At 32.7% G+C, this 13,808-nt stretch carries 12 protein-coding genes; 1 reads left to right on the top strand and 11 read right to left on the bottom strand.

Annotated elements, in window-relative coordinates:
- Nucleotides 1-1,061: 1,061 nt before the first annotated feature.
- From CD036_RS02440 to CD036_RS02485, 10 genes are all read right to left on the bottom strand, one after another.
- Nucleotides 1,062-2,321, bottom strand: coding sequence for an aminoacyltransferase (locus CD036_RS02440; protein WP_002511106.1), 1,260 nt, complete (start codon nt 2,319-2,321; stop codon nt 1,062-1,064).
- A gap of 20 nt (nt 2,322-2,341) precedes the next feature.
- On the bottom strand, nt 2,342-3,610 hold the full coding sequence (locus CD036_RS02445; RefSeq protein WP_002511105.1) for an aminoacyltransferase: 1,269 nt from the start codon (nt 3,608-3,610) through the stop codon (nt 2,342-2,344).
- A 279-nt stretch (nt 3,611-3,889) separates the two neighbouring features.
- Nucleotides 3,890-4,552 (bottom strand): type 1 glutamine amidotransferase domain-containing protein, encoded by a 663-nt coding sequence (locus tag CD036_RS02450; RefSeq protein WP_103387914.1) that lies wholly within the window; start codon nt 4,550-4,552, stop codon nt 3,890-3,892.
- A gap of 90 nt (nt 4,553-4,642) precedes the next feature.
- On the bottom strand, nt 4,643-5,371 hold the full coding sequence (gene trpA, locus CD036_RS02455) for a tryptophan synthase subunit alpha (RefSeq protein ID WP_103387915.1): 729 nt from the start codon (nt 5,369-5,371) through the stop codon (nt 4,643-4,645).
- On the bottom strand, nt 5,371-6,579 hold the full coding sequence (gene trpB / locus CD036_RS02460; protein ID WP_021458816.1) for a tryptophan synthase subunit beta: 1,209 nt from the start codon (nt 6,577-6,579) through the stop codon (nt 5,371-5,373). Before trpB ends, trpA begins: the two co-directional genes overlap by 1 nt.
- Entirely contained in the window at nt 6,572-7,204 is a 633-nt protein-coding gene (locus tag CD036_RS02465; protein WP_002511101.1) for a phosphoribosylanthranilate isomerase, read from the bottom strand. The genes trpB and CD036_RS02465 overlap by 8 nt, the downstream gene beginning before the upstream one ends.
- A complete protein-coding gene (gene trpC, locus CD036_RS02470; RefSeq protein ID WP_002511100.1) occupies nt 7,201-7,983 on the bottom strand; it encodes an indole-3-glycerol phosphate synthase TrpC in 783 nt (260 codons plus the stop codon). The genes CD036_RS02465 and trpC overlap by 4 nt, the downstream gene beginning before the upstream one ends.
- Nucleotides 7,967-8,980 (bottom strand): anthranilate phosphoribosyltransferase, encoded by a 1,014-nt coding sequence (trpD, locus tag CD036_RS02475; RefSeq protein ID WP_002511099.1) that lies wholly within the window; start codon nt 8,978-8,980, stop codon nt 7,967-7,969. Before trpD ends, trpC begins: the two co-directional genes overlap by 17 nt.
- Nucleotides 8,931-9,545: an anthranilate synthase component II gene (locus tag CD036_RS02480; protein ID WP_021458817.1), complete on the bottom strand. Its 615-nt coding sequence runs from the start codon at nt 9,543-9,545 to the stop codon at nt 8,931-8,933. Before CD036_RS02480 ends, trpD begins: the two co-directional genes overlap by 50 nt.
- A complete protein-coding gene (locus tag CD036_RS02485; protein ID WP_002511097.1) occupies nt 9,542-10,948 on the bottom strand; it encodes an anthranilate synthase component I in 1,407 nt (468 codons plus the stop codon). The genes CD036_RS02480 and CD036_RS02485 overlap by 4 nt, the downstream gene beginning before the upstream one ends.
- 801 nt (nt 10,949-11,749) lie before the next feature.
- On the opposite strand from CD036_RS02485, the gene CD036_RS02490 reads away from it, so the two are divergent.
- Entirely contained in the window at nt 11,750-12,841 is a 1,092-nt protein-coding gene (locus CD036_RS02490; RefSeq protein WP_002511096.1) for a prephenate dehydrogenase, read from the top strand.
- Between the two features lie 161 nt (nt 12,842-13,002).
- On the opposite strand, the gene CD036_RS13265 is transcribed toward CD036_RS02490, so the two are convergent.
- On the bottom strand, nt 13,003-13,808 hold an 806-nt coding region (locus CD036_RS13265; protein ID WP_444547469.1), incomplete at its 5' end, for a DinB/UmuC family translesion DNA polymerase.

The raw sequence follows: 13,808 nt of genomic DNA on the forward strand, positions 1-13,808 counted from the left end.
CATAGCTTTTTCTAAGTCGAGTAAGAATGAGCAAATATCATAATTGCAACAGCAATTGGCAAAATATATAACATAACCAAATAAAGTTACGATGATATATTGCTAACTCATATTAAAATAATAATAATGAATCGAAGTACTAAATAAGCTATAAATATTACTTAACTAAAAATAACAAACTACAAAAACTATGCTAATCATTATTAATAAGTGGATATTCAGCAGAAAAAGCGTTCCATATATAACTTCCTATAATATATATTATGTAAACTAAAATGTTTTCTAAAAGTTAGTCGTCAATTAACATATATAATATCAATATTTAAGATCATATATTACCATCCATTAATAATGCTCATATATAAATTACATATATCACTTCATTTGTCTTGATTGATTAATTTATCTATAGTCTAGTAAATATCACTGACTCATTTGTCATTACTTATACGTTTGTTCACTTAATTAAATAAAATTGCTCAGAAATCAAAATCTCAGCATCTTTAAATTACAATATAATTATTAATGTACTTATAGTTATAGCTGATATTCATTAAGTGCTTAAATCAGCAAGATTAACTCATAATACACACATTAACACTTGATTAATCTATAAAATCTATCTAAGTAGCAATCCTTAGTTACAGGGTTTAAATTATTTGCTAAAATACATTATGGTTTACATAACATAAATATGGTTATTTATGTTGCAGCGTAAGTTATTATATTTTTTCGCATATTTAGCATTTTCAGTTATAAATAACTGCTTAATTTGCCATTAGGAACATCACACTTACTTACCAATATCAATATTCGACTCAGATAATTTTACATAATTAAAATTTACTTACTTCTTATATTACTTATACTTTTTATACATTATATTCATTTAGTACTATAATGTAATGGTTTCTGATCTCTTAATTTATCGTCATGTTAGAAGTTGCCTGTTAAAGACAATAATTTGCTAATATCACTTTATAAGTTTACATAACATAAATATAGTTACTTATTTTGACATAAAAATCCCGCCATATTCTTAATACGGCGGTTTAAAACAGTTATTTTTTAATTTTCTTACGGATATTATTTAAAGAATTAAATAATTTATATTTTGCTTTTTTAATTGGTTTGTAGAAATCTCCAATTAACTCTTCGATTTGTACATTAAAGCCACGTTTGAATCGATATACACCATAGTCTTCACTATTTTCAGTAAAGTCTCCTGATAAGCCATAGAAATTGTAACGCTCATAACCATGTTCAAAGCAATAATTTATCATATGCCAGTGCATCATATATGGTCCCATAAAGTGGTTATATTTTTCTGAAGAACCTCCTGAAAAATAGTTTACTTCATAAGCATTGGCGAAAAATACGCCTGAAGCTAAGTTTAAAATAGTACCATCTGTTTGACGTAATTCACTCGCTTGTAGTAATTCTGATTTGTCGTGTTCAATTTGCTTATCTAATTCGCTAATTTTTTTCAAATGTTTCTCTGTCTTATTTTCATTTTGCATCATTTGATCACGACGCGCTTCTTTATCGTTGATATTGTTTTGAATCGTTTCAATACGCTCATCTAAATTGACATAAGCAAGTGGAATTAAGGCTTTATCACCATAATTATCAATAAAATTATAGAAATAGTCATCCGTTTTAGATACAAAACCAGCTCTTTCTTCCGTTTCTCTATATAAATTTAAGAAAATATCAAATTCATCTCTACCCAAGAAACGTACGCGCACATTATTATTAATGGCCTTATTAATATTTCTTTTTCGTTGACTATCAAATTGTTTTTTTAATGATGCAGGTGTTTCACCTGCTAAATTTAATACACCCATCCATCTTACTTGGCTTGATGTATCATATGATGTCGTAAAACCATGATGTTCATAACCGTAAGCTTTGAATAAATTAACGAGTGCATCATTTTGATATCTATTACTATATGGATTAACATCCTTATCATATATGTGATAAATCCAATACGGATCTAGTTTGACGTATAAACAGTTATGTTGATGTAAATATTTATCTAATTCTCTCAAATAATAATCTACTAATCCTAAATCACTGTAGTCCATTACTGGCCCACGATTTGAATAATAGACATAACTCCCCATTGTTGGTATTTTAGAGAACAGACTAGCTGCAACGACTTGATTGTTGTCATCTTTTAATCCTAATAAAACAACTTGAAATCCATCCTCTTCCCTAGTCGCTATATTTTCTTTAACTTGAAAATAATGACTTTCTAACGCTGGATTTTGTACAAAATTGTCATATTCTTTGACAGTTAACTCTGTAAATTTCATTCTAGCTTAGTTCCCTTCTATTAATGTTTACTCACTTTATCTTTGACCTTTTTCAAGGCTTTATAGACGTTATACATTGGCTTATTAATTGGTTTAATAAAGTCTCCAACATACTCTACTACATCGGCGTTAAAGCCTTTTTTAAACTTAATAACACCTGCATCTTCTGCATCTTCAGAAAAGTCACCACTAATACCATAGAAATTATAACGATTAATATTATGGTCAAGTGCATAGTTAATCATTTGCCATTGAATCGCATAACTACCTGCAAAATGTCTAAATTCATTTGCTGTTCCACCTGCATAATATACAACTTCAAATGGGTTTATAATGAAGAATGCCGCTGAAATTGGTAATTCATTACCATGTTTTGCTTTTAATGCTTCAGCTTCTGCAATTTTCTGTTCATTTGTTTGTAATTGTTTTTCTAAATTTTCTTTTTTATTGTGGGATTTTTTATTATCTGGACGTTTTTCAATATCTTTAATAGCTTTGTTGATATCTTTTGTCAGCACTTCCCCTTCGGCTTTCAACTCGTCTATATATTCCACGAAATCTATGTAAGCTAATGGTACGAGTACACGGTCTTTATAGTATTTAAAACGATTGATATAGAAACTATCATCTCGATCATGAAAGTCTTTAGATTCTGATGTATCTTCCATAAATGAGCGGAAAATTGGTAATTCTTCTTCTGTTAAGAAGCGTACCTTCACGCCATTTTTTTGAACTTTTTTCGTATTACGTTTACGTAAACTATCCATATTATTTAAGACATCTTTAGCTGTTTTATCTTGTAAATCTAAAACTGAATGGAATCTAATTTGAATAATTGGATCAAAGCCAGTTACAAACCCTTGATGTTTATAACCTAATGCTTTCATTTTATCAAAGAACCAATCATTACCAGCATTGTTTAAAATGTCACCATCGTGATTACGATACTGATAAGGTAAATATGGATCTACACGGAAATATAACGCATTATGTTTTTTTAAATACTTATTTAATTCATTAAAGAAATAGTGTACTAACTCTTTGTTGTCGAAATCTATTACTGGACCACGGTTTGAATAGAAATATTTAAAAAATTTCATTACTGGTACTGCCGTTAGCAAACATGCTGCAATAACTTCATTATTATTGTTCTTAACACCTACTAAATGTGTTTCTGTACCTTCTGCAATTTTAAGTTCATAGTTTCCTACCATTTGCGTAAAGTGACTATTCTCCATCTTATCAGCAAATGTGCCAAACTCTGTCGCCGTTAAATTCGTAAATTTCATTTTATATACTCCTAGTTCATCTATTAATCTTTTTATTCTTCAATCTTAACTATTATACAATATTCATCATTAAAACAAAATTAATACCCTTATTGTTCAGTCAATAAATCAATTTTCATGATAGTTTAAAATCATTATGCTACATATTATTATACCATTTATTATAGGTTAACAAACAAAAAGAGAACGGTATAGAAATTAAATTTTTTTAATTTCTATACTGCTCTCTTTAAATTTATTATATATCATATACCTTGTACTTTATGAATCAGTTAATCGTTATTGTGTTAATGCATCTCTTAACGTTTCACCGATGGCAATGCTAGATTGAGGGTTTTGTCCTGTAATAAACAAACCATCTTGCTCAACATGTGATACAAAATTATCTTTAGTGACAAATTTTGCGCCTTGGTTTTCTAATTCGCTTTGTGTTAAAAATGGTACTTTGTTTTCTAAGCCCATAGCACGCTCTTCTTCATCTGTAAATGCTGTTAAAGTTACATCTTTAACGATAAAGTTACCATTTTTATCTTTAGCGCCAACAAAAGCACTTGGACCATGACAAACAGATGAAATAAATTTATTTTGTTCTTTAAATTCTGCAATTACTGTCGCTAGCTCTTGATTGTGTCCAAAGTCAAATACTGTACCGTGTCCACCTGGTAAATAAATCGCATCGTAATTATCAACGTTTACCGTTTTAATGCTAGGTACATCATTAATTTTATCCACAAAATCACTGTATTGCTCTAATTCACCGTTTTGTGTAGAATTTGCATCAATCGGTACTGCACCACCATCAATAGATACAAGGTCTACTGTAATATTAGCTTCTGCTAAAATACGATATGGCTCACTTGCTTCTTCTAGCCATAAACCTGTTTGTGAACCATCATCATATTGATTTCTACTAGTTAAAACAAATAATACCTTTTTACTCAATTTCAGTCACCTCTAAATTAGACTTGAATACATAGTTTAACTATGTATTTGTATTTTACAGTTTTTTAAAATGGATAAAAACTAATTTGCTTAAGCATCTAATACGTGACGAATTCCACTAAAATATTGACGTGATGTAGCATTATCATCTTCGTCTAAACGTCTTACAATCTCACTGCCTATCACTACACCATCAGCCCCTTCAATAATGTCAGCTACATGGTCTGTAGTACGTATGCCAAAACCTGCTACAACAGGAACTTGTGAAATTGACTTGATATAATTAATACGTTGTTTTAACTCTGGATGAAATTTACCATTTTCACCAGTAGTTGCATTCATGGTAACTGTATAAATAAAACCTTCAGCATGTTGCGCAATTTGTTCGATACGTTCTTTAGCAGTTGTCATAGCAACTAATGAAATAATTTTCACTTTACGTTCAGGATGTCTCAACTTCATTTGTTCAATGAGCTCAAACGGCAAATCAGGTATAATCAGACCATAAACACCTGCATCTTCACAAGCAGCGAAGAATGCTTCTTCACCATAATGATGAATAATATTATAATAAGTCATTAATACGTAATTACTATTAATGTCGGCTTTATGTTGTGTGAGTTGTTCTAAAATATAGTTCACACTAATACCTTCCTCAATTGCCTTTTTACCTGCATCCATAATAACAGGTCCATCAGCTACAGGGTCTGAAAATGGCACACCAATTTCAACAATGTCTGCACCTGCCTCACTCAACATTTTTAAATTTTGAATAAATGAACTATTGCCCATAATATACGGTATAAACAATTTCGACATTAAATTTCACCTCTTGCTTTCATGTAATTTCTAATCGTATCCATATCTTTATCGCCACGTCCGGACACCGTAACTACCAATACTTCATCTTTACTCATTTCAGGTGCCAATTGTTCTACATAACTTAACGCGTGGGCACTTTCGATTGCTGGAATGATACCTTCAGCTTTAGTAAATCGTACTAGCGCATTCATCGCTTCATCATCGCTAGCAGTTACATAGTTAACTCTACCGATATCTTGATAATAAGAATGTTCGGGACCGACTCCTGGATAATCCAAACCTGCTGAAATAGAATGTGCAAGTTGAATTTGGCCATGATCATCTTGAATCAAATACATTTTCGAACCATGTAGCACACCTGGCTTCCCTTGACTAATTGCTAAGGCATGTTGGTCCGTATTCTTTCCTTTACCTGCTGCTTCAACGCCGTATAGTTTAACGTCATCTTCAATAAATGGATAAAATGTACCTATAGCGTTTGATCCCCCACCGATACATGCAACTACTGCATCCGGTAAGCGCCCTACTTTGTCCGTAATTTGCGACTTAATTTCTGTCCCAATTACGCTTTGGAAATCTCTGACCATCGTTGGAAATGGATCTGGTCCTAAAGCTGAACCTAATAAGTAATGCGTATCATCAACATGACTTACCCAATATTGTAAAGCGCTGTTAACTGCATCTGACAATGTTCCTTGGCCATTACTCACAGATTCTACTTTTGCTCCTAATAATTCCATACGAAAGACATTTAGAGATTGTCGTTTAATATCTTCTTCACCCATAAAAACAACAAGTTCCATATCAAATAAGGCTGCGACTGTTGCACTTGCCACACCGTGTTGACCCGCACCAGTTTCAGCTACAAGTTTGTTTTTGCCCATTCTTTTAGCTAATAAGGCTTGTCCTAAAGCATTGTTGATTTTGTGCGCTCCAGTATGATTTAAATCTTCGCGTTTTAAATATATTTGCGCGCCACCTAATTGCTTTGTATAGCTTTCAGCAAATGTTAAAGGAGTTTCTCGCCCCACATAATCCTTTAAATAATACTGTAATTCTTCATAAAAAGAAGGATCCTTTTTTGCCTTTTGATATGCTTGTTTTAATTCAATAATAGCTGGCATTAATGTTTCAGGGACATATTGACCACCATAGTCACCGAAAAAGCCAAATTCATCCGCTTCTGTTTGTATTTTTTTATTCATGTGTCGATACTCCTTTGACCAATTTAATAATATCGTTCATTTTATCTTTATCTTTATACTGGTTAATTTCTATTCCACTCGCTATATCATAACCACTATGCGCTAAATTTAACTGTTCTATTTGTTGAATACTGTCATAGTTTATACCACCTGCAATTAAATAAGGTATATCTCTAATTTGTTGCAATATTTGCCAATTGAAATGTTGACCTGTACCTCCATATGCTTTCGAAGGCGTATCTATAATAAATAAATTGACATAAGGTTGATACGCTACTAAATTAGCATTTAATTTTTCGTTTGCAGGTAAGGCTTTAATAATATTTAGCTGTGGAAAATGTTGTTTAACTTGCGCTACAAACTCCACTGATTCATCTCCATGTAATTGAATCGTAGACAAGCCTGTTACTTGGACCAATTCTGTTATTTTATCCATTGTTGGATTCACTACAATAACTACAGTCTGTTTATCGTTTGGTACAAGTTGGATTAATGACTTAATAGTTGCTGTATCTACAAATCTTTTACTTTTGGGGTAATGAATAAAACCGATGGCATCAATGTCTAAATGCCGTGCTTGCTTTACATCTGTTGCTGTACGAAAACCACAAAATTTTAGTTTCATACTTTGACTTTATCCAGTTTTAAGCTCGGTAAAAATTCACTCAAATCATCACTTTTCATTAATGATTCCCCAATAAGTAAGCCATCAATACCTGAATTCACAATAGACTCAACATCGTCTTTAGTGTGGATACCACTTTCTGAAATATAATGATAGCCTGCTTGTCGTCCACTTAGTATTTCGTTTGTATGTTTAACATCTGTGACAAAACGTTTTAAATCTCTATTGTTAACACCTATTATTTCGGGATCTAACTGATATGCTCTGGCTAGTTCTTCTTTGTCATGAACTTCGACTAGCACTTCTAAATTTTGTTTAGTTGCATACGTGTATAATTCTTTAAGTTGTTGATCTGTTAAGACATTAACAATTAATAAAATGATAGAAGCTCCAGCTTTTTTGGCCACATCAATTTGAATTGGATCAATTACGAAGTCTTTGCATAACACAGGTAAGTTGGTTTCTACTGTTAGTGATTGTAAACGTTCGTAACTCCCACCAAAATACTGTTCATCTGTTAATATAGATACCGCATTGGCTCCATAAGCTTCATAATCTTTAACTTGTTGTACTAAATCCTTACCTGGTAATTCTGGTAATGACGGACTTTTAGATTTAATTTCTGCAATTACTGCAAGTTGCTCTTTTGTTGTTAAGCTCTCTTTAAATGGCTGTTTATGGGAAATATCTACCACTGGTAGTGTTTCTAATTTCTTTTGATAATACCCTTCAGCTAATAATTCTTTTTTATACTCTACAATTTCATCTAGAATAGTCATATAAGTAACCTCCTGTTTGTTTATATTGTTCTAACGCCGCACCTGTAGCAATTAAGTTGCGTGCTGTTTCAACACCTTCTTTTATTGAAGAAACCTTTTCTGCTACATATAGTGCAATGCCTGCGTTTAATAACACGACATCTTTTTTCGCCGATTGATCTTTATTCGTTAATATATTTAGTGTTATTTCTAAATTGTCTTGTGCTGTTCCACCTACAAGCTCTGTATTCTTTGCAGGTGTTAAACCCACATCTTCTGCGTTGATAGTGTAATTGTAAATTTTTCCATCTCTAATTTCATATAATAAATTATCTCCGGATAATGTTGCTTCATCCATACCATTTGCACCATGCAGTACAATCGCACGTTTTCGTCCTAAGTCGGCTAAAGTATGTGCAATTTTATCTAGTTGTTCGGGTTCATATACACCCATCACTTGGTAGTCAAGTTTAAAGGGGTTAATGAGTGGACCTGTTATATTGAAAATAGTTGGTACATCTAACATTTTTCTTACCGGTTGAATGTGTTTCATTATTGGATATGTTTCGGTAGCACTTAAAAACACTAACCCTGTATCTTTTAAATATTGTGGCGTTTCCTCTATGCTGCTAGTAGCAACTTGCATAGCTTGTAGTAAATCTGTACTACCAGAAGCAGAAGTCACACTTTTATTACCATGTTTAATGACAGGTACACCTGCACTAGCTACGACAAACGAAACTGTTGTTGAAATATTAAAGCTATTTGACTTATCTCCTCCTGTGCCACAGACACACATACTTCCAGGGTATACAGGTTGTTCTGTGTACATGGATTGAATTAAGCTACGTGAAATAAATGTTAACTCTTGTTGTGTTAATGGTTTAGCAGTAAAATTTTGCAATAATGCTACTTTATCCTCTAAGTCATAATCTGTAGCGATTAATAAGTCGATAAATTCGGTCATTTCATTTTGATTGAGTGGTTGTTGTTGCTGTAATTGTTTGAGTAATGTCATTTTGTGTGCCCTCCTTAGTAATATTGATAAAATTATTAATAATTTGTTCTCCAAATTCTGATGCAAATGATTCTGGATGGAATTGAATTCCGTAATGTGGTCTAGTTTCATGTTCAAATGACTGAATACAATCTGTCGTTTCGCCCGTGATATTTAATACTGATGGAAACTGATTAGGGTCACTGACTAATGAATGATACCTCATTATTTCTGAATTTTCTGATACTTCTTTGTACAACTGTGTTGCTTTAACGATACGCATTGTATCGACTTTACCATGTTTAACAGTTTCTCCTTGTATTACTTTGCCACCGTAGTAACAAGTTAATGCTTGAGAACCTAAACAGACACCTAAGATTGGTTTAGTTTGGTAATGATCGATGATATTCATTAAGTATTGAGTATCTAAAGGATGTCCTGGTCCTGGCGAAATCACTACGCCATCAACATCTAGTTGTAAAATTTCGGGATCATCCGGGTACTTTACTACTACATCTTGTGTTTTTGCAATAATATCAACGAGATTATACGTAAATGAATCATAATTATCGACAATTAATATCATGGTGACACCTCCAATAAACTTTTCGCTTTCAATTGTGTTTCAGCAAATTCTTTTTCAGGAATAGAATCATATACGACCCCACACCCTGCTTCGACATTAATATGCGTGTCATCTACCATCATCGTGCGGATAGCTAAAGCAAAATCTAAATCGTGATTACAATTAATATAACCAATGCCCCCACTGTAGACGCCTCGTTTTTTAGGTCGTTGTTCATATATGCGCTGAATAGCTCTTAGTTTAGGTGCTCCTGAAACAGTTCCAGTAGGTAATAAGCTTGCCACAACTGTCATCGGTGAATAATTATCTTTTAAAGTTCCAGTGACTTCACTGACGATATGCATTACATGTTCATAGCGTTCAATTAGCATTAATTTTTTAATTTTGGAAGAACCCGCTATACTCACTCTATGAATATCATTACGTCCTAGATCAACCAACATACGATGCTCACTTAATTCTTTTTCGTCTGTTTTTAATTGCTGTTCGTTATGATAATCTTCTTCTTCAGTTTTACCTCGTTTAATTGTGCCAGCTATTGGATTAGTTACAACTTGTTGTGCTTGCACTTTAACAAAACTTTCTGGCGAACTCCCTACAATAATAGGTTTATCCATATCGATGTAATACATATAAGGACTTGGATTTTGTCGTTTTAAGTTTTGATATAATTGATATGCAAATGTTTTTACATTTTCTTTAAAGTAATGAGGATAACTATAAATAATAGATGGTACAACTTGAAACATATCACCTTGCTGTATTAATGACTTCATGTAAGACACAGTATCCATAAATTGTTGTTTCGTTACATTTGAAGTAATTACTTTTTCTTGTTGTTCATATGGTAATGGTTCAGAAAAAATTTCTACCTTAGTTAACTCTTCTAAACGTCGGTTAATGTTGTCTTCTAATGCTTGTTCACTTCGCTGTGAAAATAAATCAGTTGCAACTATATACAAATACTCATTGTAATGGTCAAAAATATACGCATCTTCGACCATATAAAATTTAGCATCATGTTGTTGATGATCATCTAGGGCTATATTTTGTAATACTGGAAATTCGTGTCGTACTAGGTCAAAACTACATGAGCCGACAAAACCAGAAATAAATGGTAATGCTGATAATTCTTCTTCTTCAATAAGTGCTTTATAGTGATCAATATATGATTTCATCTGCTCATATGGTTCAGTTGTTTCTGTCTTTGTTCCTTCTGGAGTCGTAATTTGTAACTGTTTATCATCTAGTATAAGTTCCCCATACGTATCAAAGATAACGATAGAGTAACGACCTTTAAGTTGTGATTGGTCTGCACTTTCTAAAATTATTTTGTTATTTCTTAATCTGGCAAATGCTTCTGGTGTTACTTCAGCATTTATTTTTTTATATTTAACTTTCATTTACTTTCCCTCCTAACAAAAAAATCAGCATCCTTATATTGCTATAAGGACGCTGACGCGCGGTACCACCTAATTTAGCCGTATTCAAACTACAGCTCACTTCATTTTTATTTAATTGACCTTCAACAAAACCCAATTTCGTTACATGGTGGTGTTAGTTTCCATCAACCACTAACTTTCTGTTACTACCTAGCCATGTACTACTTCATTTTGTTTGCTATTTTACATATAAAAAGCACCACAATAACGCAAATCTGTAAGGACGCGTTACCGTGGTGCCACCTTAGTTAACATATTTATGTTCACTTTACTGCTATAGTATTGTATTTAAAAGCCCATTTCACCACATCAGTTGTGCTAATTTACATCACCCATTAGCTTTCTGCTTACTACAAATCTCATGTGTTACTTATATCTTTTAAATTTTATACTTGCTTTCAACAAGTAATTACTTAGCATGTTACAACTTTCATTTCTATTTGTCAAACATCTTTTTACTTTTAATTCGAATAATTATAGTTAATGAAAAAATTTTACTTAGTCATCTTCTCCTCTTATCCTGTATTCGTTGCTAATCGTTATATTACTTTAATTGCTTATTTAATTCGTATATGACAATAGTATCATTTATTATTTTTCAGACTATCAAGACCCATCGATTTATAAACCACTAATTTATGCTCATATGTCCTTTTTTAAAGCCAGTTTGATGTTAGATATAGCTTGCTACATATTGCATATCTTATTCTGCTACTATACACTGTTATTATTCTGAAAATTTCGATCGAGGTGTCCACTACTATGAAACAAATATTATTCGTTGGTTTAGGTCTGATTGGTGGGAGTTTAGCTAGCAATTTGCGTTATTACCATAATGATATTGAAATTACTGCATATGATGCAGATCAATCACAATTAGACAAAGCTTTATCCATCGGTATTATTGATTATCAATCAACTAATTACGAACAAAGCATTAAACAAGCTGATATTATAATTTATGCTACACCGGTACAACAAACAATTAAATATTTACGTGATTTACCTTCACTCCAACCTAAAGATGGTGTCATTGTTACAGATACTGGTAGCACCAAGTCGACTATTCAGCAATTTGAAACATTTTTATTAGAACATCATATCCATTTAATTGGTGGTCACCCAATGGCAGGTAGCCATAAATCTGGTGTATTAAATGCGAAAAAACATTTATTTGAAAATGCTTTTTACATTTTAGTACATGATGAAGCACAAAATCAGCAAGCTTATAACACGATACAAAATTTATTGGCAACAACCGACGCTAAATTTATTTCTACTACTGCTGAAGAACATGATTTCGTTACTGGTTTAGTTAGCCACGTACCACATATTATCGCCTCAGCTTTGGTACATTTAAATTCCAATCATGTGGCTGAATCTGACCTTGTTAAAGATTTGGCTGCTGGAGGGTTTAGAGACATTACGCGTATTGCTAGCAGTAATCCTTTCATGTGGCGAGATATCACATTAGAAAACAAAAATACTATTCTACGCATCATGCGAGAGTGGCATACACAAATGGGTCACATCATTGAACTCATTGAACACCAAAAACCTGATGCCTTATTCGACTTTTTCAATGATGCTAAAATTTATCGTGATCAACTACCAGTTAAGTCACAAGGCGCATTGTCTATAGAGCATGATCTTTATGTCGATATTCCAGATAAACCGGGGATGATTAGCCAAGTAACAAATACCCTGAGTTTACATAATATTTCTATAAGCAACATAAGAATTCTAGAAGTCCGTGAAGATATTTACGGAGCATTACGCATTAGTTTTAAAAACCCAGAAGATCGCAAAAGAGGTGCAGAGGCGCTAAGCGACTTCGATACTTATATACCATAATAAAACGGCTGGGACATAATAGCTTCGTCCCAGCCTAATTTTATATTATTAGAGCAGCTGCCTGAACTGCAATTGCGCTTTAAATCAAGCTTTTCCAGTACTAATCACCCTTCTCAAGTAATTACAACTGTAACTATGAAGTCACGTCACTTCTAGCGCAGTTACATTTTATGTCCAGCCATTAACCCTAAACGTCCATGTTTTGTGCCCGCTTCAGTATAGGATGCTGCCTTAGATACGATACCTTTACCATACTTTTGATGTAATGCATCAATTGTTTTAGCTAAGTTTTCATTTCTTTTTCGTTCATATTCATCGATAAATAAGTTGAGTTGCCTATCTTCTTCATTTATAAATTGTGTTAAAGACACACTTAATGTACGATATAGTGCTGAACGATCACATAACTGATCAGCAAAGTTATCTATTACTTTCAGCATATCACTTTCTAAATTAGTTGGATCATCTAACGTATATTGTTTGCTCACGCCTCCTTCATCACTATAACCGAAACTAAAATGTATTGTCCGTGCAAGTTGATTTCTCGCTCGCGCTCTACTCGCCACATCTTCTACTAACTCTTGCATCACTACTTTAGCTTCTTCATAACGATAATCACGCATCAAAATCTGACTTTTACAAATTGACGGATTGGTTACCTTATATTTTTCTCTTACTTTACTTTGATCAATGCCGTTAGCATGTAAATGTAAATCAATACCGATAATACCAAAATCTCTTTTTAAAAACTGATAAGGGTACTTAGCTAAATCCCCTACCGAAAAAATTCCTCTCTTTTGCAATTTCGCTTCAGTTTTCCGATTAATACCCCAAAACTCACTTAATGGTTTAATAGGCCAAAGTTTTTCTGGAATATCATGATAACGCCATTCCGCAATTCTATTAGTATTGTGCTTTGCTTCAATATCCATCGCTACCTTACTTAATAGCATATTAGAGCCAATAC

Origin of the sequence: Staphylococcus arlettae (assembly GCF_002902345.1) — a bacterium.
GTDB classification, from domain to species: Bacteria; Bacillota; Bacilli; order Staphylococcales; family Staphylococcaceae; genus Staphylococcus; species Staphylococcus arlettae.

Bases quoted from the DNA above. Each gene is read 5' to 3' on its own strand.
- CD036_RS02480 (WP_021458817.1), bottom strand. From the start codon at position 9,545: ATGATATTAATTGTCGATAATTATGATTCATTTACGTATAATCTCGTT.
- trpC (WP_002511100.1), bottom strand. From the start codon at position 7,983: ATGACTATTCTAGATGAAATTGTAGAGTATAAAAAAGAATTATTAGCT.
- trpD (WP_002511099.1), bottom strand. From the start codon at position 8,980: ATGACATTACTCAAACAATTACAGCAACAACAACCACTCAATCAAAAT.
- trpA (WP_103387915.1), bottom strand. From the start codon at position 5,371: ATGTCGAAATTGTTTATACCGTATATTATGGGCAATAGTTCATTTATT.
- CD036_RS02465 (WP_002511101.1), bottom strand. From the start codon at position 7,204: ATGAAACTAAAATTTTGTGGTTTTCGTACAGCAACAGATGTAAAGCAA.
- CD036_RS02490 (WP_002511096.1), top strand. From the start codon at position 11,750: ATGAAACAAATATTATTCGTTGGTTTAGGTCTGATTGGTGGGAGTTTA.
- CD036_RS02440 (WP_002511106.1), bottom strand. From the start codon at position 2,321: ATGAAATTTACAGAGTTAACTGTCAAAGAATATGACAATTTTGTACAA.
- CD036_RS02445 (WP_002511105.1), bottom strand. From the start codon at position 3,610: ATGAAATTTACGAATTTAACGGCGACAGAGTTTGGCACATTTGCTGAT.
- CD036_RS02485 (WP_002511097.1), bottom strand. From the start codon at position 10,948: ATGAAAGTTAAATATAAAAAAATAAATGCTGAAGTAACACCAGAAGCA.
- trpB (WP_021458816.1), bottom strand. From the start codon at position 6,579: ATGAATAAAAAAATACAAACAGAAGCGGATGAATTTGGCTTTTTCGGT.